The 22,866-nt window shown below is 51.4% G+C and carries 21 protein-coding genes and 2 tRNA genes; 10 read left to right on the top strand and 13 right to left on the bottom strand.

The features are described from left to right. Positions 1–26: 26 nt before the first annotated feature. From RJ53_RS09900 to RJ53_RS09890, 3 genes are all read right to left on the bottom strand, one after another. Complete coding sequence (locus tag RJ53_RS09900) at positions 27–503, bottom strand: hypothetical protein (RefSeq protein ID WP_211531466.1); 477 nt, start codon at positions 501–503, stop codon at positions 27–29. A 199-nt stretch (positions 504–702) separates the two neighbouring features. After that, complete coding sequence (locus tag RJ53_RS09895) at positions 703–3,138, bottom strand: heavy metal translocating P-type ATPase (RefSeq protein ID WP_211531465.1); 2,436 nt, start codon at positions 3,136–3,138, stop codon at positions 703–705. A gap of 33 nt (positions 3,139–3,171) precedes the next feature. Continuing rightward, positions 3,172–3,657, bottom strand: a complete 486-nt coding sequence (locus tag RJ53_RS09890; RefSeq protein ID WP_211531464.1) for a ferritin — start codon at positions 3,655–3,657, stop codon at positions 3,172–3,174. A gap of 168 nt (positions 3,658–3,825) precedes the next feature. Here RJ53_RS09890 and RJ53_RS09885 point away from each other — a divergent pair. Together RJ53_RS09885 and ilvA are read left to right on the top strand one after the other, a co-directional pair. Beyond that, positions 3,826–3,900 (top strand) — tRNA-Arg (locus RJ53_RS09885). Positions 3,901–3,943: 43 nt separating this feature from the next. Then, positions 3,944–5,143 (top strand): threonine ammonia-lyase, encoded by a 1,200-nt coding sequence (gene ilvA, locus RJ53_RS09880; RefSeq protein WP_211531463.1) that lies wholly within the window; start codon positions 3,944–3,946, stop codon positions 5,141–5,143. On the opposite strand, the gene metG is transcribed toward ilvA, so the two are convergent. Next, the gene (metG, locus tag RJ53_RS09875) at positions 5,144–7,144 is read right to left on the bottom strand and encodes a methionine--tRNA ligase (protein WP_211531462.1); all 2,001 of its coding nucleotides are present in this window, start codon (positions 7,142–7,144) and stop codon (positions 5,144–5,146) included. It abuts the gene before it with no gap. Positions 7,145–7,189: 45 nt separating this feature from the next. Between metG and RJ53_RS09870 the strand changes: the two genes are divergently transcribed. Further along, positions 7,190–7,921 carry a hypothetical protein gene (locus RJ53_RS09870; protein WP_211531461.1) on the top strand — a complete coding sequence of 244 codons (732 nt, stop codon included), beginning with the start codon at positions 7,190–7,192 and terminating at the stop codon, positions 7,919–7,921. Here RJ53_RS09870 and RJ53_RS09865 read toward each other — a convergent pair. Then, a complete protein-coding gene (locus RJ53_RS09865; protein WP_211531460.1) occupies positions 7,898–8,893 on the bottom strand; it encodes a DHH family phosphoesterase in 996 nt (331 codons plus the stop codon). The genes RJ53_RS09870 and RJ53_RS09865 overlap by 24 nt on opposite strands. Positions 8,894–9,035: 142 nt before the next feature. Here RJ53_RS09865 and RJ53_RS09860 point away from each other — a divergent pair. The 4 genes from RJ53_RS09860 to RJ53_RS09845 all read left to right on the top strand — a co-directional run bounded on the left by RJ53_RS09860 (position 9,036) and on the right by RJ53_RS09845 (position 13,447). Next, positions 9,036–9,109 (top strand) — tRNA-Phe (locus RJ53_RS09860). A 168-nt stretch (positions 9,110–9,277) separates the two neighbouring features. Then, the gene (locus RJ53_RS09855) at positions 9,278–11,173 is read left to right on the top strand and encodes a propionyl-CoA synthetase (protein WP_211531459.1); all 1,896 of its coding nucleotides are present in this window, start codon (positions 9,278–9,280) and stop codon (positions 11,171–11,173) included. Between the two features lie 133 nt (positions 11,174–11,306). Then, on the top strand, positions 11,307–13,091 hold the full coding sequence (locus RJ53_RS09850; protein ID WP_246496083.1) for an aldehyde ferredoxin oxidoreductase family protein: 1,785 nt from the start codon (positions 11,307–11,309) through the stop codon (positions 13,089–13,091). Positions 13,092–13,168: 77 nt separating this feature from the next. Next, positions 13,169–13,447 carry a ubiquitin-like small modifier protein 1 gene (locus RJ53_RS09845; protein WP_211531458.1) on the top strand — a complete coding sequence of 93 codons (279 nt, stop codon included), beginning with the start codon at positions 13,169–13,171 and terminating at the stop codon, positions 13,445–13,447. A gap of 56 nt (positions 13,448–13,503) precedes the next feature. Here the strand turns inward: RJ53_RS09845 and RJ53_RS09840 are convergent, their stop codons facing one another. Beyond that, complete coding sequence (locus RJ53_RS09840; RefSeq protein WP_211531457.1) at positions 13,504–14,319, bottom strand: alpha/beta fold hydrolase; 816 nt, start codon at positions 14,317–14,319, stop codon at positions 13,504–13,506. 374 nt (positions 14,320–14,693) lie between these two features. Here RJ53_RS09840 and RJ53_RS09835 point away from each other — a divergent pair, with 374 nt between their 5' ends. Continuing rightward, positions 14,694–14,975, top strand: a complete 282-nt coding sequence (locus tag RJ53_RS09835; protein ID WP_211531456.1) for a hypothetical protein — start codon at positions 14,694–14,696, stop codon at positions 14,973–14,975. A 52-nt stretch (positions 14,976–15,027) separates the two neighbouring features. Here the strand turns inward: RJ53_RS09835 and RJ53_RS09830 are convergent, their stop codons facing one another. From RJ53_RS09830 to RJ53_RS09820, 3 genes are all read right to left on the bottom strand, one after another. After that, positions 15,028–15,915 (bottom strand): EamA family transporter, encoded by an 888-nt coding sequence (locus RJ53_RS09830; RefSeq protein WP_211531455.1) that lies wholly within the window; start codon positions 15,913–15,915, stop codon positions 15,028–15,030. Between the two features lie 152 nt (positions 15,916–16,067). Further along, a complete protein-coding gene (locus RJ53_RS09825) occupies positions 16,068–16,259 on the bottom strand; it encodes a hypothetical protein (protein WP_211531454.1) in 192 nt (63 codons plus the stop codon). 191 nt (positions 16,260–16,450) lie between these two features. Continuing rightward, positions 16,451–17,272: a potassium channel family protein gene (locus tag RJ53_RS09820; RefSeq protein ID WP_211531453.1), complete on the bottom strand. Its 822-nt coding sequence runs from the start codon at positions 17,270–17,272 to the stop codon at positions 16,451–16,453. A 106-nt stretch (positions 17,273–17,378) separates the two neighbouring features. On the opposite strand from RJ53_RS09820, the gene RJ53_RS09815 reads away from it, so the two are divergent. Then, positions 17,379–19,475, top strand: a complete 2,097-nt coding sequence (locus tag RJ53_RS09815; protein ID WP_211531452.1) for a SpoIIE family protein phosphatase — start codon at positions 17,379–17,381, stop codon at positions 19,473–19,475. Further along, positions 19,468–19,632, top strand: coding sequence for a hypothetical protein (locus tag RJ53_RS09810; protein WP_211531451.1), 165 nt, complete (start codon positions 19,468–19,470; stop codon positions 19,630–19,632). Before RJ53_RS09815 ends, RJ53_RS09810 begins: the two co-directional genes overlap by 8 nt. Here RJ53_RS09810 and RJ53_RS09805 read toward each other — a convergent pair whose 3' ends face one another. The 4 genes from RJ53_RS09805 to RJ53_RS09790 all read right to left on the bottom strand — a co-directional run bounded on the left by RJ53_RS09805 (position 19,633) and on the right by RJ53_RS09790 (position 22,619). Beyond that, on the bottom strand, positions 19,633–20,301 hold the full coding sequence (locus RJ53_RS09805; RefSeq protein WP_211531450.1) for an amino acid ABC transporter permease: 669 nt from the start codon (positions 20,299–20,301) through the stop codon (positions 19,633–19,635). A 9-nt stretch (positions 20,302–20,310) separates the two neighbouring features. Further along, entirely contained in the window at positions 20,311–21,054 is a 744-nt protein-coding gene (locus tag RJ53_RS09800; RefSeq protein WP_211531449.1) for an amino acid ABC transporter ATP-binding protein, read from the bottom strand. Then, entirely contained in the window at positions 21,051–21,731 is a 681-nt protein-coding gene (locus RJ53_RS09795) for an amino acid ABC transporter permease (protein WP_211531448.1), read from the bottom strand. The genes RJ53_RS09800 and RJ53_RS09795 overlap by 4 nt, the downstream gene beginning before the upstream one ends. Positions 21,732–21,842: 111 nt before the next feature. Continuing rightward, positions 21,843–22,619 (bottom strand): ABC transporter substrate-binding protein, encoded by a 777-nt coding sequence (locus RJ53_RS09790; protein ID WP_211531447.1) that lies wholly within the window; start codon positions 22,617–22,619, stop codon positions 21,843–21,845. Positions 22,620–22,866 lie beyond the last annotated feature (247 nt).

Raw genomic sequence — 22,866 nt, 5'->3', positions numbered from 1 at the left:
TTTCCAAAATAAGGATAGAAGTTATTTCAAACCTTTTTTGATCGGCATTCGGAGCAGTGATATGCGATCTCCATATCACCAATCACGAGATCACCGATGATCTTCTTTGCCCCACCAAAGAGAATAAACCGTCCGCATGTGGTGCATCGTTTCGGGAGTATCCGCTCCATCCTTGAGAGATCCGCATCAAGTTCGAACCTTGTGCTCTCACCGGGAACGACCGGGCAGTCACCCTCCTCATCGATCTTTGAGAGGAGTCTGTATACCTGAAGCGGATGCGCTCCATACTCCTGAAATTTCCTGAAGAGGAAATACTGCAACACAAGCCATGATAGTTCTGACCGTTCGATGCTGTCATCAAACGGGATCTCTTCTTCAGAGGTATCAACATCACCGACTGATGAACCGCAGAGGGGGCAGTCACCTCCTACAAGCTCTTCAATATAAACTTCTTCACGACACCCAGGGCATGTGGTGTGGCGTGCGTGTGTACGATATCCCATACCTTTGTCTCCGGACTTAACAATTCCTATTCAGCATGCTCATCTGGGCCGGTATCGTCCGGTACCGCACGCTCCCTCAATAAGGAGGTTCCCCGTTTATGATAGATCTTTGTTATGAGATGATATAAATATATTTCTCTATGCAAAACCTGACATTCATTTCAAAAAAAGGATATTTTTGACTTTTACGAGTATACAATCAATTAGCTACCTCCAGCGCCTTTGCCGGTGGAAGGTATCCCTTCAGGAGAAGGGAGAGAGAGACGATAGTAACGGATGAGAGCGCCATGGCAAGACCTGCATATTCTGGCTGGAAGGTAACCCCGAAGAACGGTGTAAGGATCCCTGCTGCAATCGGAATGAGAAGAATGTTATAAATAAAAGCCCAGAAAAGATTGCCCCTGATCCTCCCCATCACCTTTTGTGAAAGCTGGATCGCAGCCGCCGCATCAATGAGATCATCATGCATCAGAACGATCCCGCCGGTCTCAACCGCTACATCAGTCCCACCCGATATGGCAATCCCGACATCAGCCTGTGCAAGGGCCGGAGCATCGTTGATCCCATCACCGATGAAGGCGACAACACCCCCCTGATCCTGAAGCCGCTGCACCTCCTCAGCCTTTTTGTCGGGAAGAACACCAGATAATATACGGGAAATCCCGACCTTCTCACCGATGACACGGGCAGTCCGCTCATTGTCACCTGTGATCATCACCACAGTGAGCCCCATATCCGTGAAAGCTTTCACAGCAGTTGCGGACGTCGGTTTGAGGGGATCAGTGATGGCAAAGAGACCGGCATACCTCCCATCCACAGCAACCAGGGGAACGGTTTTTCCTTCATTTTCCAGTCGAACCATCGAACCGAGAGCTTTCTTCGGAATAGAGACTGAACGGCTTTCAAGGAAAGCCCGGGTACCAATAATAACGGACTGTCCATCGATCATACCCATAACCCCCTGTCCTCCTATCGTCTCAAATCCGGAGACATCGCCACCCATGATTTTGGATCTCCGGGCCTTTTCGGCTATCGCCGTGGCCAGAGGATGGAGAGAGAGCTTCTCAAGAGATCCGGCAAGGTAGAGGAGTTCATCTTCGGATATCCCGGACGGGACAACATCGGTGACGACGGGCCGGCCCATCGTAAGCGTACCTGTTTTGTCCACGGCAACGGTATTGATTGCACCAGACCGTTCAAGTGTCTCGCCGCTACGGATCAGAATACCAAGTTCGGCACCCCTGCCGAGGCCGACAGTTATCGCTGTCGGTGTTGCAAGCCCAAGCGCACATGGACAGGCAACGACAAGGACGGAGATGAGTGCGGTCGTTGCAAAGAGGAGCGTTTCCCCGAGGATGAGATACCAGAGAAGAAACGAGGAGATGGCGATCAACAGGACAGCAGGTATGAAGATAGAGACGACGGAATCTGCGATCCGCTGCACAGGTGGTTTTGTCCCCTGCGCCTCTTCAACCATCCGAATGATCTGTGCAAGGACGGTATCCTTGCCGATCCGTGTTGCAGTAACGGTGAGGGTTCCGCTGGTGACGATCGTCCCACCAACAACCTCAGATCCATCCATCTTCATCACCGGGATTGACTCTCCTGTAACGAGAGACTCATCAACAGACCCTTCACCTTTGATGACGAGGCCATCAACGGCAATAGCCTCCCCGGTCCGGACGAGGATCTGATCTCCTGCCTGAATCTCATCTGCAGGAACCTGGATCTCTGTACCATTCCGAAGCAGTGTCGCCTTCTTCGGCTGGAGCGAGATGAGGGACCGGATCGCTTCGCCGGTCCTGCCTTTGGCACGTGCCTCAAGGTACCTGCCAAGGGTGAGGAAGGCAGCAAGCATAATCGCTGTCTCATAGAAGTTGAATTCAGCTGTGAGAAGAATATCAAAGGTTGAGAGGACGCTTGAACCATAGGCGGTTCCGATACCCATCGCATACATAACATCCATATCAAGGATGCTATTGGAGAGCGAACGGAACGCTGATCTGAAGATGGGATAGGCGAGGTAGAGGAAGAAGGGGGTCGCAACCAGGAAGAAGAAGTACGGCATCGGGAGAGGAAGCGGGGGATGGAGATACATCACAAGCATCAGGATAGTAGATACCGCAAATCCGATGATGGTACGGGTGAGTTTCTCCCGAAGGTCCTGCTCCTGTGCTTCCAGCACCTCCTGCTCTCCTTCTTCACCGGTGCTCCAGGCAGTATACCCGGCAGAGGTGATCGCCTCCTTCAGTTGATCAACAGATACAATGCCGGGATGGTACCTGATGGTCGCCTGTTCGGTTCCAAGATTAACAGATGCAGAGACGACACCGGGAAGATTGGAGAGAGCTTTCTCAACCGCTGACGCACACATCGCACAGGTCATCCCACCGATACGAATATTGATCGTCCGATCTGCGGGGGTGAAGCCGGCTTTTTTGATCGCCTCCTCGATCTCCGGAAGGGGAATGGCCTCTCCGTCCAGCACAACCCGTACCTTTTCGGTGGCGAGATTCACCGTGGCAGAGGCGACACCCTCGATCTCTGATACAGCCTTCTCCACAGCGAGAGCACAGCTTGCGCAATGCATCCCGATAATGCCAATATTCACTGTCTTTGTGTTCTGATCGGCCATTCCGACTCCTGTAAAAAAGGGAAATATTTCTGATCAGCGTTTTTCGAGTTGATGATCAAGCTGGAAGAGACCACCGGTGGAGTCACCGATCTTCTCAAGTTTGGCAACAATCTCCGAGGCATTTGCCTCTTCCTCGACCTGCTCGGAGACAAACCAGTGAAGCATGATCTCAGCCGCATAGTCCTTCTGCTTAATGGCTTCGGCCATCATCGCATTGATCATCGCGGTGACCTTCTGTTCATGTTCATAGACCTCTTTGAAGAGCGCAAGCGGACTTGCCCATGTATCATTCGGCTTCTCGATAGCTGCCAACCGAACCGTGCCGCCGCGTTCGTTGAGATAGTCATAGAATTTCATCGCATGGGAGAGCTCTTCCTGCGCCTGAAGCCTCATCCAGTGCGCAAATCCATTCCAGGTCTCCTGTGAACACCAGGCTGACATGGAGAGGTACAGGTATGACGAGTACAACTCAGCATTGATCTGATTGTTAATCAGATCTTCCATCTTCTGTCCGATCATAACTACCACTTCTCTATTCTGTATATGCCGCTCTGCGGCAACAGAACTCCATTACCTCTCCACACATATATAATATTTCTAAGATACCACATCTGAATAATAACCGATGAACCCACGGTGTACACAAAGAAATAATACGTGAGAACGACAATATGTATATCTCTTCATGGGCTTGTGGCTTAGCCAGGATAGAGCGTCGGGCTTCTAACCCGAATGTCGGGGGTTCGAATCCCCCCAGGCCCGCTCAAAACGATCAGCTTTTCTCAAATCAGATCAATTCCGGAATATGCTCTCCCCGGATGATATCTCCGCTGCATATGATCGAATATCACCATATATCTTCAAAACCCCCCTCGTCTATTCACCCACATTCTCTGGGATGACAGGAGCAGATGTCTATTTGAAACTCGAGACACTCCAGAAGACGGGATCATTTAAGCTTCGTGGGGCAACCAACGCCATTCTCAACAATAGATCACTCATTGGCCCCAATGGCGTCGTTGCCGCATCTGCAGGAAACCATGCGCAAGGCGTCGCACTCGCCGCAGGTATTGCCGGGGTGAGGGCGACGATTGTGATGCCGGTTGGGTCGTCGGTTGCCAAGCAGGAGGCGACACGGGGATATGGTGCCGAGGTGATACTTGCCGGTAAAACACTCGATGAAACCGTTCGATATGCGCGAGGGCTTGAGGAGAAAGGCCTCTTCTTCATCCACCCATATGATAATGAAGAGGTGATCGCCGGGGCCGGAACGATCGGGTATGAGATTCTCATGGATCTGAAGGAACCGGACTATATTATCGTTCCAGTCGGGGGTGGCGGGCTTATGGCAGGGATAGCAACTGCCGTAAAAGGCAGGGGAACAAAGACCCGAATCATCGGAGTGCAGGCATCTGCCTGCGATGCCGCATACCGGGCATTCCAGGACGGTAAGCGGCACCTGGTGATGCCTGATAAGACCATTGCAGATGGGATTGCAGTACCATGTGTCGGAGAAATTCCCTTTGAGATCCTCAGAACATATGGAGATGATATCTGCCTCGTCTCGGAAGAGGAGATGATCGATGCGATCCTGCTTCTCATCGAGCGCAAAAGAATCATCGCCGAGGCGGCAGGTGCTGCACCTCTTGCCGCTCTTGTATCCGGGAGACGTACGTTCCCTCTAGGAAGTACTGTCGTCCTCGTTATCAGCGGAGGAAATATTGATCTCTCCCTTCTTCAGCGTGTAATCACACAGGGACAGATACGAAAGGATCACCTGCTGTTGCTCTCCATCGTCATCGATGATCGTCCGGGATCGCTTGCAGACCTTCTTACGGTTATCGCTGATGCAGGAGGCAATATTCTTGATCTCTCACAGAGAAGGGATAGAAAAGATCTCCACCCGACCGAGATCAGGGTGGAGATAGAGATCGAGGTCCGCGGTGCTGATCACCAGCAGAGAATCCGGTCACATCTTCTCTCAGCCGGATACCAGCTGAAGTGATCACCGGATCCTGGTTCCCGGTTCAACCTCCCTGTTCGGTATGAGAAGGGCAGCTTCATCACCTGCGGCGAGGATCATGCCTCTGCTCTCCACACCAAAGATCGTTGCAGGTTCAAGGTTCGTTACCATAACAACGAGGGTTCCTTCCAGTTCTTCAGGTTTATAGTAAGGGGCGATCCCCGAGACGACCTGTCTCTTCTCTGATCCAATGTCAACGGTGATTCTCAGGAGCTTCTTTGATCCCTTGATCGCCTCTGCTTCAAGGACCCGGCCGACACAGAGCTCCATCTTTCCAAATTCATCTATCGTCAGCATCTCTTTCTTCACCTCATGCCTCTCCTGCTTCTTCTTTGCTTCATCAACCCGGCGGGTAAAGGTCGCTTCAAGAACGGCATACTGTTCGTCATCAATCTTTTCAAAGAGCGGGGCGGCTTTCCGGAGTGTGACACCCTCAAGTGGTGTATCTGCCTCATCAAGGTGGTGGCTGGCAAGAGGAGTCTCATAGCCAAGCATCTTCCAGCAAAGAGAGGCCTTCTCCGGCATCACCGGCTCAAGGAAGAGAGCTAATGCCTTGACGATCTGAAGGCAGTCGGCGATGACCCCTTCAGCTGCCGCCTTGTCAGTCTTGAGAAGCTTCCAGGGTGCATTCTTCTGGATATAATTATTTCCAAACGTGGCAAGACCCATGATCGCATCGACACCTGATTTGAACTCAAAGGCACGGAATGCCGGATCGACAAGGTCGCGGGTTCTTCGTATCTCATCAAAGATCTCCTCCTTTGGAGGTGTCGCCGGAATACCGCCGAGCTTCTCTTCTGCAAAGTAGATACTCCGGTACATGAAGTTACCAAGGGTATTGACAAGCTCGTTATTCACCCGTTCCTGATAGGCCTTCCATGAAAAGTTCAGCTCTTTGGTGTGGCTTGTATAGCTGAGGAGATAGTACCGAAGGTAATCTGCAGGGAGGTTGACATCGAGATAGTCCTCATTTGCCCAGACGACGTATCCCCGTGACTTTGAGAACTTCTGATCCTCAACCTTCAGCATCCCTGAGGCGACAACAGCATCAGGAGTGCCGTAACCGGCTGCATGGAGGAGGGCAGGCCAGAAGATGCAGTGGTGGTATATGATATCTGATCCAATGAAATGCGTCACCTCACCATCGCCGCACCAGAACCGACGCCAGTCATCCCCATGGGCATTCGCCCATTCCTCAGTAAATGAGATGTAGCCGATCGGCGCATCAACCCAGACATAGACGACAAGATCCTCATTTCCCGGGAAACGGACACCCCAGTCCATGGTCCGGGTGATGCACCAGTCGTGAAGTTCGTTTTCGATCCAGCCGATGGCATAGTTCTTCGCATTAATGGTGCCATTGAGATCTTTCAGATAATCAAGGAGATATTCTTTGAATGTACTCAGTTTAAAGAAATAATGCTCCTGTTGTCGTGTCTCTGCCTTCGTCTGGCAGACGGTACATGTCGGCTCAAGGATCTCGCCGGGTTCAAGGTGCCGGCCACACCCCTGGTCACATTCATCACCACGTGCATGCTTCCCGCAATGGGGACAGGTGCCCTCGACATACCGGTCCGGGAGAGACCGTTTACAGGTGGTGCAGTAACTCTGATTGATCACCTCGGCATAGACATACCCCCTGTCGATCAGCCGTTTGACTATCGATTGGGTACGGGCATGATTTGTCGGATCATCGGTCATCCCGAAATGGTCGAAGATGACACCCATCTTTTCAAAGGTCTCTTTGAAATGGGTATGGTACTTCTCTGAGAAGGCACGAGGGGTAGTGCCCGCTCCTTCCGCAGAGACGACGATCGGCGTCCCATGATTATCTGAACCACAGACAAAGAGGACATCCTCACCAGCCCGCCGAAGATACCTGACATAACAGTCAGCGGGCACATACGTCCGGAGGTGTCCGATATGGCATAATCCGTTGGTATACGGAAGACCACAGGTGACCAGTTTCGGTTTCCCACTCATCCGTATGCTTTTTGCGTGGGGACCGTATAAATTACAGTGTCAGTTATGGTCAGGCAACGAAAGATCCAGGTACGGTCCCTCGGATCCATGGTCAAAACACCTTCCTCCAGAGAGCTTGCAGCATGGGCGAAGACTCGTACAGGCGTTGGGGGAGACCTGACGACGTTTCATCTGATGAGATCTGCCCAGGCGCAGGATTCTCTGGATCTTCCGGCAGCCGGGGGATGGTTTTACGGTGGGAGGGCAACTGCCGCAACTCTTCCGGATGCCCCTCCCGAAGAGGTGATTGATGATATCAGGGCAGTTGAATCTTTTTTTAGGAATCCCTGGTGGTCTCTCCCCTCCCCTGCATCGCTCAGGCCGGATCCGGATGAAGAGTATTTGCCTGGATACCGCGGACTCCTTCGGACGATGCGGGATAACCGGGTGGCGGGCCATATCATCCTCTCCGAGAGAAGACCAGAGCCCATTGAGCTTGAGTTTCTGACAGGCCGACGCGTCCTCTGGCATATCCTCCATCCATCTGAAAAGAGCCTTGCCGCCCTCCTTGAGGTGCAGCGGGATATCGCCATCAGGCCGGATATGCTGGAGATACTCGATAATCTGATGGGATCATATACAATCCGGAAGATCATCGTTATCGATCCCGGAGAGGGAGATCTGAAGAGGGCGGCTGGGCTGGTTGATCCGGATAATATCCTGACCGGGGGCTATGCCCCGGCAGATCAGGCAGATTACTGGAAGGATCTCGTATCACGGTCCATTCTGGCCAGATAGAGACTCGGCAACATCAACGAAGCGATCAAAGTGAGCGGTCTTTCCAAAGAGTCCAAAGGAGATTTTATCCCAGAAGGTAAAGGGGAATGATCCTCCTGAGGCATTCGGATGGCCGCCGCCACCAAATTCCGCAGCGATGAGATGACTCACCGGAGGCGCGGACCGAAGTGAGAAGCGACCATTATCCGAGATGATCACCTCGATATCGGTCTTCAGTTCATCCCTGATTGCTGCTGCGGTCTCACTTGGATAGTTATAGAGAGGGGCAAATGCGATGCGGTACCGGCCATCGCGGATCGTCGTCTTCCGGATACTCTTTCTGATGGCGATGGTCCGTTCCCTGTCAATTGCAGCATACGTCTCTTCGATCCAGTCATCGGTAAAGATCCCTTCCTGAAGCCGGTCACGAAGGGGTCGGAGGTTTTTATTGATTGATCCAATCTGTCCGAGGATGGCGGAACGAGGGTCTTTGTGTGTCCAGAGATCATAGTCACAGACGATACGGGCAATCTCGACAGCGGTTGGATCATCAGAGGCTATTGCACGAGCGACAAGACCGCACCCGCAGGTTGAGGAATCGACGGTGAGCTCCTCTGTATACCGGCTGATTTGCTCGATCTCATCCTTCTTCCATCGGTGATGATCTCTCCAGACGATCTTCCATCCTGCAGCCTTCGCCCTCCGTGCCGCCTCATCACAGCCTTTCTGAAAACCAAGATCAGAAATCGAGAGAGTATGTCCGTTTCCAGGGACGTTCGCAATGGTATTGAGGTTCTTTGTGAACCTTCCAACTGATGAGAAGACGGTGAGGATAGCCTCGCGCCCATACACCCTTCTGTGGATGGCATCGGCACCGGCGGCATCAAGGTCGTTATGCGTCAGGTGAACAATGCCCGCCGTCCGGTTACGAACCCTTTCCTCAAGGCTCGGTCCTTCTTTCTTCTTTTCAGGTCTTCCAAAGGGCCATCTCATGCTTATTATCTCTGTTCTTTCGGCTGATAAAGAGGGGCGATGTGGTGGATGATCTCTTGGTGCGGTATGGGTGGGTGAAGAGGAGAGGAGAGATCAAATCGGATGTATTAAATAGAGATCTTGCGTATATTGTAATCCCAAAGCCTCAGTAGCTCAGACTGGGAGAGCGCCAGACTGAAGATCTGGTTGTCCCCGGTTCAAATCCGGGCTGGGGCATCTTGGACTTTTCTTTACCACATAAAGCATCGATAGATCAGTTCTATTTCTGCGATCCCCCGCTACAAAGAGGATGAGATAGTGAGAGCGAATCTCTCCTACAAAACCGTCCGAAAAAATTAAATCCACTTCCCCCTTCTGCCTCTATGAAAATGAAGGAGGCAGGAGATGGGTGTGGGTTATGAGCAGACATTTCATGAGTCGATAACTGATCCTGAGAAATTCTGGGGAGCTGCCGCAGAGAAGGTCAGATGGTACCAGCGGTATGACAGGGTACTCAATAGCGACAACCCGCCAATGTACCGCTGGTTTGAGGGGGGAGTTCTCAATTCATGCTATAATGCCCTTGACTATCATGTCGAGGAGGGGAGGGGAGATCAGATCGCCCTCATCTATGACAGCCCGGTGACAGATACCATCACGACGTTCACCTACGGAGAACTGCTGGACCTGGTGGCACGCTGTGCCGGAGGGCTACAGAACCTCGGTGTGCAGAAGGGCGACAGGGTGATCATTTATATGCCGATGATCCCTGAGGCGGTCATTGCAATGCTCGCCTGTGCCAGGATAGGCGCCGTTCATTCGGTTGTTTTTGGAGGGTTTGCGGCCCGCGAGCTCGCCACACGGATAGAGGATGCCCGTCCGGAGATCATCATCACGGCATCCTGCGGTATCGAGGTGAACCGGGTAATCCCCTACAAACCACTCCTTGACGCAGCACTTGCCCTCTCCTCCCATACACCCTCACAGTGTGTCTTTGTCCAGCGTCAGGAGCTGCCGGTGGACCTCATGGAAGGCAGAGATATCTCATGGGATCACCTGATGGATGCAGAACCAGCCCCCTGTGTACCGGTTGGCTCAACAGACCCCCTGTACATCCTCTATACATCAGGCACCACCGGAAAGCCGAAAGGTGTCGTACGAGACAACGGGGGGCATCTCGTCGCATTAGTCTGGAGCATGGAGCATATCTACGGTGTCAGGCCGGGAGAGGTCTACTGGGCGGCATCGGATATCGGCTGGGTGGTCGGCCACTCCTATATCGTCTACGGACCGCTTTTTTACGGTTGTACCACGATCCTGTACGAAGGAAAATCGGTTGGAACACCTGATCCCGGGGCATTCTGGCGGGTTATTGCTGAGCATGACGTATCTGTACTATTCTGTGCACCGACGGCCTTCCGTGCTATCCGGAGGGAGGATCCTGATGGATTGTATCGGAAAAAATATGATCTCTCATCTCTGAAGATGCTCTTTCTTGCCGGTGAGCGGTGTGATCCAGACACGCTCCTCTGGGCAGAGGAGCTGCTTGGCATCCCCGTCATCGATCACTGGTGGCAGACCGAAACCGGCTGGGCCATCGGCGCAGACTGTGCAGGCCTTGAGCTCCTCCCGATTAAGCCCGGATCCTGCACCAGACCTGTACCAGGCTATGATATCCATGTACTTGACGATACCGGCAACGAACTCCCCAGAGGAGAGATCGGGAATATTGTCATCAGCATGCCACTCCCTCCAGGGTGTTTTATAACACTCTGGAATAATGATGCCGATTATATCAGGACATACTTCACTGCTTATCCCGGCTATTATCTCACCTCTGATGCCGGATATCTTGATGAAGATGGGTATCTCTGGATCATGGGGCGAACAGATGATATCATTAATGTCGCCGGACACCGCCTCTCAACCGGTGCAATGGAGGAGGTCCTTGCATCACACCCTGATGTGGCAGAATGTGCAGTCTTTGGCGTCTATGATCCGGTAAAGGGAGAAGTCCCGGTTGGTTTTGTCGTCCTGAAATCCGGTCATGATCCGGATGCGGAGAAGCTGCAGGCAGAGCTGATTGCCCTGGTCAGGCAGAAGATAGGGCCTATTGCATCATTTAAATCAGTTGCCGTTGTACAACGCCTCCCAAAGACCAGATCCGGCAAAATTCTTCGGGGAACGATCAAGAGGATTGCAGACGGGGTATCGTATACCGTGCCAGCGACGATCGATGACCCCGCAATTCTTGATGAGATCACCCTCGTCCTGCAGAGGATAGGATACCCGAAACGGTAACCCTCTCTTCTCTATGAGAAGAAGAATCACTCTGCCCCCCCTTTTCAGCCAGATAGTTGATCGATTCATTTCTGCCACCACGGCCCGCATCAAACATATAATTATATATACACCTCAACATACATTTTGAACCATGGCAGTAATTGATGGATATGCAGGTAAGATTGCATATGTCAATCTTACCAAAGGGAGTATCGAGATCCAGGAGACCCCGGCTGATCTGAAGAAGAATTACCTCGGAGGGAGGGGCTTTGGTACAAAGATCATCTCGGACAGGATGGATCCCCTCGTCGATCCCCTCTCACCCGATAATATCCTCGTCATCGCATCAAGCCCCCTGACAGGAACCGGCATCCCTCTCGGGAGCAGGTATATGGTGAGCACCAAGTCACCGCTCAACAACACCCTCATGTCCGCAAACAGTGGAGGAACATTCGGCTGGAAGATCAAGAAGGCCGGATTTGATGCGGTCGTCTTCGAAGGGCGTGCAGAGAAACCCGTGTATCTCTATCTGAATGAGGGGAAGGCAGAACTCCGTGATGCCACCTCCTACTGGGGACTCGATGTCCATCAGACAACAGACGCACTCATCGCGGATCTCGGCGACAAGAAGGCGAAGGTTGCCTGTATCGGGCCGGCTGGAGAGAAGCAGAGTCTCCTCGCCTGCGTGATGAATGACCGGGATCGTGCAGCCGGCCGGAGTGGGGCGGGAGCAGTCCTTGGTTCAAAGAATGTCAAGGCGGTCGTTGCCACAGGAGAGCTTCGGATCGACGAGGCGGATAAAGATGGACTGAATGCCGTCAAGGAGAGGATTCGTAAAAAGCTTGATGAGAATGGGATCTGTCAGGCGCTTACCACCTATGGAACAGCCGTCCTCGTTAACATCATCAATGAAAACGGCATCCTTCCAACGAAGAACTTCCAGAGCGCCCACTTCGCCGGCGCCGAAAAGGTCTCGGGTGAAAGACTGGCAGAGACCTTCCTGAAGAAGAACAGCGGGTGTTTTGCCTGCACCGTGCGGTGCTCCCGTATCTGCGAGGTCGATGGAATCATTGGCGAAGGACCGGAGTATGAACCCATGTGGGGATTTGGTGCAGATCTCGGCATTGATGATCTCAAGACAGTTATCCAGGCTGCATGGGAATGCAACAAACTTGGTCTGGATGCCGTCGGCACCCCGACAGCTATCGCTTGTGCAATGGAGATGCGTGAGAAGGGATATATCACTGAGGGGCCCCAATTTGGAAATCCTGAAGGTATCGTTGAACTTGTCAGGCAGATGGGACTCCGTGAAGGGTTCGGTGCAGAACTCACCGATGGATCATATCGGTTTGCAGAGAGGCACGGGTACCCGGAGTTATCAATGAGCGTCAAGAAGCAGGATCTCCCGGCATATGATCCCCGTGGGCTTCAGGGCCATGGGCTATCATATGCAACATCCGTCCGTGGAGGGGATCATGTCTATGGATATATGGTCTCTCCTGAAGTGCTCGGAGCACCAGAGAAGCTCGACCCATTCGTCAATGACGGCAAGGCAACATGGACACGAATCTTCCAGGATCTGACCGCTGCTATCGATGCATCCGGGATGTGTCTCTTCAGTTCATTTGCACTGAATGCTGATGATTATGCAGATCTCACCGCCGCAACAACCGGAATTTCGATGGATGGCGCCGCTCTCCTGAAGATCGGAGAGCGGATCTGGAATCTCCAGAAGCTCTTCAACATTAAGGTAGGCTATACAAAAGCGGATGATACACTTCCAGCACGCCTCCTGAATGATCCAATCAAAGAGGGAGGACCAAAAGGGCGTGTCTGGGAGCGGGAACCACTGCTCAGTGAGTACTATACTGAGCGTGGCTGGGATGCCGAAGGAGTTCCGACACAAGAGAAACTCCGTGAGCTGGGGCTTGAGTAATCTGAAGAAGGCAGAGGGGGCCATAAAGGACATGGTCCTCAGGAAAGACCATAGAAAAAACGGAGAGTGAGCAGAAAATGAAGATCACCGTCAAATCATTTGCAACACTCCGCGACCATATGGATGCGGAGTTCGCAATTGAGATTCAGGAGAGTGCCACTATCGCTGATCTCCTCACAATGCTCACTGAGCGGTATCCGAAACTGGAGGGTGAGATATTTTTGGAGGATGGCACATTGAAGGATTTCGTCAACATCCTTCTCAACGGACGGAACATCGCCTTCATCAAAGGACTTGATTCAATACTCAGTGAGGGCGATCGTATTGCACTCTTCCCACCCGCCGGTGGAGGGTAGAGGGGAAGGACCCGGGAAACACTCTTTTTCAAGGGAGGGTGAGTTCAACCCGCATCTCATCTTCCCATCGAATGATGATCCAGGTGAAGAAACTCTGTAATGATCCCGGCAACCTCCTCAGGATACTGGAAGATAACGCCATGGCCACCATCCTCCATGATAATGGCACCTGCATCAGGAATAGCCATGGCAAGAATCCCGGCATTGTCCGGAGGGGTGACGAGATCCCGATCACCGGATATGACGAGCGCCTTTGCCTGCACCTCCTTAAGACGAGGATAGACCCCTCTCCATCTCTGAAGGGCGTCAAACTGCTCTCTGACAACAGCTGCATCAACCGGTTCTCCGACATCCGGGAACCATGAGGATGGATCAGGATGCATCCTCCTGAACGATTCGGTCAGGAGAAGCCGGCCGGCACGATCCAGATAGGCCTCAATCGATACGGGTTGGCCTGCCATCTCTTCCCTGACCCACTCTTCAGATGGGACTGCCTCCACCCCGCCACAGCAGGTGCTCAGGAGGATGAGGCGATCCACCTCATCAGGATACCGGATCACGTGTTCAAGGGCGATCATCCCACCCATCGAATAGCCGATGATGGTGGCAGTCGTCTCACCAATCCCGGCTATCAGGTCGTGGAGATCCTCCGCTGCCTGTGGAATCGAAAACGGTACATCAGGGTTTGTTTCTCCGGAGATGCCACGATGATTATACAGTACAAGGCGATACCGGTCAGCAAGAGGCGAGAGCATCTTTTTTGGCCACTCTGCCGCGGTCATCCCATAGGCAGAAACGAAGATGAGTGGATGCCCCCCACCATGAAGTGTATATGGAAGAAGAATGCCGTCCCGTGTCAGCAGGTGATGCATGCCATCTACATCAGCACCATACCCCAAAGAGCCTCCGAAAGATTTTTGCTACCCCGGATTGAAGAGACGAATCCGGATGGCGCGCCACAGAATAGCATGGTATCCGGAGGAGGAGTCAGATAAAGAGAGTCATACTCTGTATTCTCCTCTCAGGCCTCTTCTGCATCTCTGCAGGAGCAGCACTTGAGATCGATACCCTTGCATCAGAGTATTCCAGGGGAGAGTTTATTTCCATCTCGGGAACGACCAACCTGGCACCCGGCCATGAACTCCATATCACCGTCGTCTCACAGTCCTTCTACCCTACAGTAAAAGATACTCCGGCAGGATTTACCGGGACCTCAGGAATCACATTCGTTGTCGAAGGCGGTGAGGTGAATACATGGTCGTTCCTCGTCGATACAACAGGCTTTATTCCGGATGACTATACGGTTCTCATAGAATCCATCGAGGCGGATGTACGTGCATCATCATCCTTTACCCTGTCCGAAGCAGAACCGATCCCTGAACCGACACCAACAGAACCACCGGAGCCCTTGCCCACTCCGACACCCACACCAACCCCAGAGCCCCCTGAAGCCGCTGGATCAGCCTTTATCGCCCTGGTGGGTGCACTCTGCGCTGCCGCCACCCTTATCCTGAGGAGAAAGGAATAAAACCCAATTGTCAGGAGAATACAGATTCAACCAGGTGTCGCCGGGATGATAGTCACCCGAAGATGGCTATCATCCCCGCCCCCGCAACCATCACAAGAGCGCCGGTGATCCGTCCCCAGGAGAGACCTTCTCTGAATACAATGATACCGGCAAGGACGGAGAAGAAGATAGCAAACCTCTTGACGGTGATGACATAGCTGACAATGCTCATCGTATAGGCGATATTGATCAGGACGATCTCAGCAGTGAGTATCACGCCGACACCGATGAATAACGGGAGGGGCGCCAGGAGTGAAGCGTGTGTGATAGCAGCCCCCCACCTCTTTGAGAGGAGGGCAATGAGAAGGAAGGCGGCCCCGAGGAGGAGGAAGACGACGGCCGATCCAAAGAGGGGATCAGAATTCTCGACCACTTTTTTATCATAATTGACAGAGATCGAGAAGAGAAATGCAACCAGAAGCATCGAAAGAACCCCTCGATCAATGGTGAGCCGGTGAAAAGGGGCAGCAAGGCGATCCAATCGGGCAATGCTCCCTTCGGATGTAAGGATATAGGCACCGGATGCCACAAGCAGTATACCACATGCCCCTGCTATGGTTGGTATCTCACCGAGGATCAGAAACGAGGTTCCGATCAGAAAGACCGGGGTGAAGGCAAGCATCGGCATACAGAGAGAGATATCCGAGCTTCCCAGAGCATGATACAAAAGGATGGTTGCAAGAATATTGATACAGACCGTCACCCCGATTGACGGAAAGAGTTCCGGACCGAGAGGAGGGATCCCAACGATGAGAGAGAGGATACTCATGATGCCGGATGCGGCAAGGAAGGAACACCCGGCAAGGAGGAAGGAATCTGTTCTTCTGAGGAGAATTTTCACCGCTGTTGCATACGCGGCCTGTGAGAGGGCACCCCCCAGGGCAAAGACGAACCAGATCATATGATACGCTCTCATTCACGGATGAGGAGAATTAGATTTGCATACCCTCCGGTGAAGAGAGCGGGTGAATGAAACACAGGTTATGAACCCCTTTCTCAAAAAGGGGAATGGGAGAAGCAACAAATTGTATGGAGAGAGACCCGGATGGTCATCTACGCATAAGCAACAAGTCGAAGTCCCATCTTCTTCTCGAGATCCTTGATCACCGAGAGATCGTCATCAGAGAGCGTGGCAACCGGTGCCACCTTCTCATGGGCCAGGAGAATGACACCGAGTTCCTCTTCAAGCTTCGCGATCTTTGCAACCGCAGCCGAATCCATATGGGCATAACCGGGACATACCATTGGTATCACCAGCCCTTCATTATCCATACACATTTATATATCTAACGTAAGATACAGCCTATTTGTATTATATTCAGGATTCTGAAGTACCTACGCCAACGTTATCATTCTGATGCAGCACCCATCCACATCCAATCCTGTCGTATCATGCATCACGAAAACACTTTCAAAGAGCGGAAAGAGAAAGAGGCTCAATCCTTCACCTCAGGATCAGCTTCCGGATCGAAAGGATTTGTCCTTACCGCAAGGGAGAAGAGAAACGGATAGTACCGCTTCAGATACTCCATATGCTCAAGCCATCGGAGAAGGAGCAGGTGAAAGACCCTGTCACAATCACGCGAGAGATGGGCACAATCTGATGGTGAGAGACGGTTGAGATCCCGTCGTGCTGAAAGCTCCTCTTCGAGATGGCAGATGGCAAGTATCATGTCAGAGAAGGGATCATGTTCAAACAGCATCGGGTGCTGAAGGAGCATAATCAGAAATATTCGCTTCTCCTTGAGGAAATGAAGAAGAGCAACAGGATCGACCAAACAGATATCCATCCTCAAATTCAGTAAAGATATGTTCTTTTTGGCCTTTGCAAAGCGCTTCGCATCCCATTGTTCATTCACCCTGAGATCATCAATTCCGGTTCTGATTTCAGGAATCCCGGCTTTGCAGATCTCAATCATCGAGAAACCAACCTCAGAGAAGAAGACACCAATGATCATCTTCACCTTCTTCTCACGAGCCCGGAGATCAGATCGTGAGAGTGTCATATCGATGGCATATGCTACAACCGTTACAAAGGTCCCGACCCCGGCAATAATCAGAATAAGAACCAGAAGACGGCCTTCATCGGTGACCGGCACAATATCACCATATCCAACGGTTGCAATTGTGACAATGATGAAATAGATGGCATCGAAAAGTGAGAGTCCTTCAAAGATCGCGAGGCCGATAGAGCCAAGGAGCAGAACCGAGAGAAAGACAAGCAGGTAGAGACGAAATCGCGTATCACCGGAATACATGGGTAAAGGTGAGTTGTCATCAGATCAGATTATAGTTCCCGTTTGAGAAGGCGGTATCAGAGGACTTATATCCCCTCCTGTAGATTGTACAAACAACGAGGAAGCCATGGACCTGCCAATTCCGCCAATGGGCGTCAGAACAAAAATTCTCATTGCATTTCTTCTCATTTCGGTGATCTCACTTCTCATCGCCGGTGGTGTCGCATCTTCTGCCATCAACAAACTCGGCACATCCGCAGTTTCACAGAGCGAAGCACTTGGAGAACAGGCGGTCAGAGATAGTACAACTGCACTCCTCGAGGATGCAGAAGAGTATCTCCTCCGTATCGCAATCGACCAGGCAGACCAGGCATCCCTCTCCTTCGAACAGACCGAGATGGCCATTCATACTATTGGGGTCTATGCAGATAACCGCAGAACGGGAAGACCTTTGGCACCAGTAGCAAGGACAAAAGAGTTCATCGTCGCTGGAACATCCCCCACAATCCAGAAAAGGGAAGCCCTTGCAGAAATGGAAGATATCATGATCTCTGTTGCGACAGCGCATCCGGAAATAACATGGATCTACATCGGATCTGAATCAGGGATATTCAGGGTCTATCCTGAAACGGTTACTATTGATCAAGAATTTGATCACCGTAAAAGAGACTGGTACAGAGATGGGCTCAGTACTGACGCAGTCGTCTGGTCCCGCCCTTATGTTGATGCCGGGGGTGAAGGACTGACGGTCACGTGTTCGTACAAGATAAGAGATGCCGGAGATGTATGGGTAGTTGGTGCTGATGTAACGATCGAGACCATCAACCAGCAGATTCTGGGCACAAAGGTCAGCGGTGACGGATATGCGATGCTCATTGACAGAGATGGGCATGTTATTACCAGACCAGGCCTCAATGCTGAGGATCGCCTATGGGACGAATCATTTACGACAGAAAATCTCCTTGATGCACCAAATCGTGAGCTTCGGGCAGTGGCACAAAAGATGATTCTCGGGGAGAGTGGCATCAGCAGAATCTCATTTGAACAACGAGATGTTTTCTTCGCCTATGCACCCGTTCGGACGACCGGTTGGAGTATTGCTGTGGTGATGCCGGTCGGGACGGTCATCGCACCCGCTCTTGAGACAGGGGAGAAGCTTGACACACTGACGAAAGAAACCGCGACAGAGATTGACTCCCAGATCGACAGGGCAATGCACCTCTTCATCGTCAGCATGGTCGTCCTGATCGGTGCTGCTGTCGTCGGATCAGCCATCTTCTCCCAGTTCATCACCCGTCCTCTCAAAGACCTTCAAAAAGGCGCCACCGCAATCGGAAAGGGAGATCTCGATTACCGTGTCAATATAGGGACGAACGATGAATTTGAAAGCCTGGCAGAACGTTTCAACCAGATGTCATATGAACTCAAGGAGATGATGATCAACCTTGAAAAGACGACTGCTGAACGGGAACGCCTCTCACGGGAGCTTGAGATCGCCCATCATATCCAGGAGAGCTTCCTCCCGGACAGAGCCCCGATAGTGCCAGGATTTGACCTGGCTGCCAGAAGTATCCCAGCACTCTTCGTCGGCGGAGACTTCTATGACTTCATCCCAATCGGCGAGAACCGCTACGGCCTTGTCATCGCAGATGTCTCGGGAAAAGGCGTCTCGGCTGCACTCTTTATGGCGCTCTCACGAACTCTTGTGAGGGCCAGCACAGCAGACGAGCCATCTCCTGCAACAGCTATCACCCAGGCAAACAGGCTCATCTATGAAGACTCAAAGACGAGCATGTTCGTCACCCTCTTCTATGCAATCCTTGATGCGAATAATAACACACTCACCTATGTCAATGCAGGCCATAACCCACCGGTCTTCATCAGGGGAGATGATGCAACCATCACCCTCCTGAAGGCGGACGGAATTGCCCTTGGTGTCATTGAGGAGATAGCACTTGAGACGGTGACAATACCTCTTACATCAGATGATCTCCTCGTCCTCTATACCGATGGTGTCACTGAAGCTGAGAACGCTGATGAAGAGCTCTATGGTGAAGAGAGACTTGAAGCACTGATGACAGAGATACGGGACAGAGACGCAACCGGCATTGTCGATGCTATCATCGATGATATCAAAGAATACGCAGGAGATACCCCCCAGTCAGATGATATTACGCTGCTTGTTCTGAAGGCGAAGGACGGGAAGGAGTGTTCTGATGAGTGAGAGATGGCAATGCCTCCACTGTGAAACCATCTTTGTTGTCGAAAATCCCTGTCCGACCTGCAGACCGCCCCCGGATGCGGCCATCTGTCCGGGATGCGGACGGAAGATTCACCGACCGGTCAGAATGGTATTTTATTCGGGTATGGACGATGACTGATCATTTCCTCCCAAATCCGGGTATGGCTATCCTCTTCTCCACCCTGCCGATTACATAACCTGCAATAGTAACAAGGCCGAGATAGAAGAGACCTATCAGAATAAAAATCTCAAAAAATGCAAAATACTTTGTGGCGAAGGTCTTCCCTGCACCGGTGATCTCAACAACCGTGATCATATATGCAAGTGAGGAATATTTGATGAGGTAAATAAACTCATTTGAGAGACCGGGGAGGGACCGCCTCAGCGCCTGGGGAAGGATGACATTCCTGATTGCCTGATTCCGCGACATGCCAAGCGAAAGTGCCGCGGTCATCTGGCCTGATGGGATCGATTGGATCCCACCCCTTAGATACTCAGAGTTATACGCCCCATTACAGAGAATAAACCCAATCACCGCCGAGGTGAATGCTGTGAATGTTATCCCGATAGACGGCAGACCAAAGTAGATGATAAAGAGGAGGAGAAGAAGCGGGCATCCTTTGAAGAAGAGCACATATCCATGACAGAGGGTTGATATGAACCTGTTTCCATAGACTCTTCCAACAGCGATCAGGATTCCGTTGAGGAATCCGAAGGGAGCAGAGACAAGGATCAGTCCAAAAGTTACCAATGCACCCTGGTAGAGTACAGGGAGAAGAAGCTCAAAGTCAAAGTTCAGCATCGTCATACGTCTCGATCAATCCTGAAAGCTGCCAAGGAACTGGCGTGTGCGAGTGAAGTTCTGGCTTGTCGGAATCTCGGATGGCGGCCCCTTTTCAACGATCAATCCATGTTCCATGAAGAGGATCTCATTGGCAACTGATAAGGCAAAACCCATCTCATGGGTGACGATGAGCATCGTCATCCCATTTCTGGCTAACCTGCGCATAACCTCAAGGACTTCACGGGTCAGTTCCGGATCAAGTGACGAAGTCGGTTCATCAAACAGGATCACCTCAGGATCCATAGCAAGAGCGCGGGCAATAGAAAGACGTTGGGCCTGCCCTCCTGATAATTCAGCAGGATATGAGTTCACCTTATCCGATAGACCGACCTGTTCCAGTTCCATCAGGGCCTTCTTCCTTGCCTCCTGACGGTTCATCTTCTTCACACGCAGCAGTGCGATCTCAACATTCCCAAGTGCTGTCAGGTGGTCGAAGAGATTGAAGTTCTGAAAGACCATCCCAATCTTCTGTCTGTACTGGTTGATCCTGGGTCCGGCATGAGTCACTTCCTCACCGTTTAACCAGATATATCCACTGTCAGGAACAGTCAGCTGGTTGATGCATCTGAGAAGGGTGCTCTTTCCGGTACCTGAGGGGCCGATGAAGACCTTCGTCTCCCCACGTTGGACATCAAAGGATACCCCCTTTAGAACCTCATTCTCACCATATCGCTTATGGATATCCTCAACCCTGAGTATTATCTCATCTGTCATCATCTCGAGTCACCTTCTCCATATCCGGGTATCCTGTACCGTCGTTCAATCCGGGCAAAGATCCACTGCCCGCTATAATTCAGAATGATGAAGATTGCGGCAATCAGAATAAATATCGTCATCGGCTCATGAATTCTCGCCACAATCTGGTTTCCTCGTGTCAGAAGCTCTGCAACACCGATGGCATAACAGACTGACGAATCGGTGAGGAGGATCGGATATTCATTCGTCCACCCGGGCAGTGCGTTCCTCAGTGCCTGGGGAAGGATGACATGAAGGATCGCCTGGCTTCTGGACATCCCAAGGGAACGGGCAGCAAGCATCTGTCCATCATGAATCGATATGATCGCCCCCCGGAAGATCTCTGATTGGTATGCGGCAGTCCGAAATCCAAGGACAACGGCAGCAATCCAGAATGCAGAGATATAGAGACCAAGGAGCGGGAAGATACCAAAGTAAAAGAGGAAGAGCAGAACAAGTATCGGTAGTCCCCGGAAGATCCAGACATAGGTTTTAATAATATACTGGAGTGGGCGTGATCCATAGACATGGATGAGAGCCATGGGAATTCCCATTACAAGCCCGATACCAAGGGCAATGAGCACAAGCCCAAGAGTGGTGACGATCCCGGGAAAGAGATAGGGGAGAGAATCGATTACTGCCTGGGATAGAATACTCAACTGGGATCACCACGAATATATTGATCTCCATTCAGGAAGATCGTCGTACAAGTACTATTATCCCCGGGATCAGAAAAAGGTAGAGGAAATAATCTGCATATTGCAGATGTATTACTCAAGGCCGTACGTAACCTTCAGCTCATCCCATTTTGGTGATGCCTGAAGCCGGTCGATACCCTCGTTTAGGATTTCAAGGAGTTCGGTATCCTCTTTCCTGACAGCAACACCATATTCCTCATTCGTCTCAACGATACCAACCTTCCGGAGATCCTTCTCCACAACAAACTCATTGACAACAGGGACATCAAACATCACTGCATCAACACGCTCATTCTCAAGATCCGCAACTGCGAGCGGGAAGCTTGCATATTCCTTGAAGTCACCCTGGGATAAGATGCCGGTATCAACGAGGTTCGTCTTGATATAGTCTGCAGCGGTGGATCCACGCTGTGCACCCAGGACAACCTCTCCTGCAAGAACATCATCGATGGTCATTGTTGAATCAGACCGTGCCGCAACTGCCTGATTGACGATCCAGTACGGTTTGGTGAAGCTGACACGCTCCTGCCGCTCAGGGGTGATCGTCATCCCCGAATAGACCATGTCGATCCTTTTTGTGACGAGGCTGGTAACGATACCATCCCATGCCATCGGCTGAATCGTGACATCAAAGCCCATCTCTTCTCCGATCCATCTGATGGATTCAACATCAAAGCCGGCTGCTGATCCATCAGCCTCGATATAGCTGAATGGAGGATAGTCGCCATCAATACCCACAATATAATGTGGTTTTGCATCAGGAGATGGCTCAGCCTCTCCCATACACCCTGCTGCAAACAGGAATACCAGAACCGCTGCGACAAGAGCAGCGCACACCTTAGCGTTCATGAAATAGAGATTAAAGAGAGGATCATATTTATCATTTATGAAATGATCCCAGATAGAGATCACATGTCAACTATAGAGTAACAGATAAGGGTGTAATCCGTATTCGGGTCACGATAGACGATGAAAGAGAATAGAAAAGGAACAATATCACATTTCAGAAGTCTTTTTGAAGAAATCATGAAGTGCCACTTCAAGTTCCCGAAGTGAGACCGGTTTCTGGAGAATCTGAATGATATCTTTCTTATAT

It is taken from the genome of Methanocalculus chunghsingensis (assembly GCF_018132105.1).
Lineage (GTDB): Archaea > Halobacteriota > Methanomicrobia > Methanomicrobiales > Methanocorpusculaceae > Methanocalculus > Methanocalculus chunghsingensis.
Note: the sequence above shows the minus strand (reverse complement) of the source record. Positions and strands in the feature narration are given on the sequence as shown.

What these genes read in the sequence shown, in the direction of transcription:
- RJ53_RS09850 (WP_246496083.1), top strand. Translation starts at nt 11,307, where the DNA reads ATGGCAGTAATTGATGGATATGCAGGTAAGATTGCATATGTCAATCTT.
- RJ53_RS09810 (WP_211531451.1), top strand. Translation starts at nt 19,468, where the DNA reads ATGAGTGAGAGATGGCAATGCCTCCACTGTGAAACCATCTTTGTTGTC.
- RJ53_RS09895 (WP_211531465.1), bottom strand. Translation starts at nt 3,138, where the DNA reads ATGGCCGATCAGAACACAAAGACAGTGAATATTGGCATTATCGGGATG.
- RJ53_RS09800 (WP_211531449.1), bottom strand. Translation starts at nt 21,054, where the DNA reads ATGATGACAGATGAGATAATACTCAGGGTTGAGGATATCCATAAGCGA.
- RJ53_RS09855 (WP_211531459.1), top strand. Translation starts at nt 9,278, where the DNA reads ATGGGTGTGGGTTATGAGCAGACATTTCATGAGTCGATAACTGATCCT.
- RJ53_RS09830 (WP_211531455.1), bottom strand. Translation starts at nt 15,915, where the DNA reads ATGATCTGGTTCGTCTTTGCCCTGGGGGGTGCCCTCTCACAGGCCGCG.
- RJ53_RS09825 (WP_211531454.1), bottom strand. Translation starts at nt 16,259, where the DNA reads ATGGTATGTCCCGGTTATGCCCATATGGATTCGGCTGCGGTTGCAAAG.
- metG (WP_211531462.1), bottom strand. Translation starts at nt 7,144, where the DNA reads ATGAGTGGGAAACCGAAACTGGTCACCTGTGGTCTTCCGTATACCAAC.
- RJ53_RS09870 (WP_211531461.1), top strand. Translation starts at nt 7,190, where the DNA reads ATGGTCAGGCAACGAAAGATCCAGGTACGGTCCCTCGGATCCATGGTC.
- RJ53_RS09820 (WP_211531453.1), bottom strand. Translation starts at nt 17,272, where the DNA reads ATGTATTCCGGTGATACGCGATTTCGTCTCTACCTGCTTGTCTTTCTC.
- RJ53_RS09840 (WP_211531457.1), bottom strand. Translation starts at nt 14,319, where the DNA reads ATGCATCACCTGCTGACACGGGACGGCATTCTTCTTCCATATACACTT.
- RJ53_RS09805 (WP_211531450.1), bottom strand. Translation starts at nt 20,301, where the DNA reads ATGACGATGCTGAACTTTGACTTTGAGCTTCTTCTCCCTGTACTCTAC.
- RJ53_RS09865 (WP_211531460.1), bottom strand. Translation starts at nt 8,893, where the DNA reads ATGAGATGGCCCTTTGGAAGACCTGAAAAGAAGAAAGAAGGACCGAGC.
- RJ53_RS09890 (WP_211531464.1), bottom strand. Translation starts at nt 3,657, where the DNA reads ATGATCGGACAGAAGATGGAAGATCTGATTAACAATCAGATCAATGCT.
- RJ53_RS09790 (WP_211531447.1), bottom strand. Translation starts at nt 22,619, where the DNA reads ATGAACGCTAAGGTGTGCGCTGCTCTTGTCGCAGCGGTTCTGGTATTC.
- RJ53_RS09815 (WP_211531452.1), top strand. Translation starts at nt 17,379, where the DNA reads ATGGACCTGCCAATTCCGCCAATGGGCGTCAGAACAAAAATTCTCATT.
- ilvA (WP_211531463.1), top strand. Translation starts at nt 3,944, where the DNA reads ATGCTCTCCCCGGATGATATCTCCGCTGCATATGATCGAATATCACCA.
- RJ53_RS09900 (WP_211531466.1), bottom strand. Translation starts at nt 503, where the DNA reads ATGGGATATCGTACACACGCACGCCACACCACATGCCCTGGGTGTCGT.
- RJ53_RS09845 (WP_211531458.1), top strand. Translation starts at nt 13,169, where the DNA reads ATGAAGATCACCGTCAAATCATTTGCAACACTCCGCGACCATATGGAT.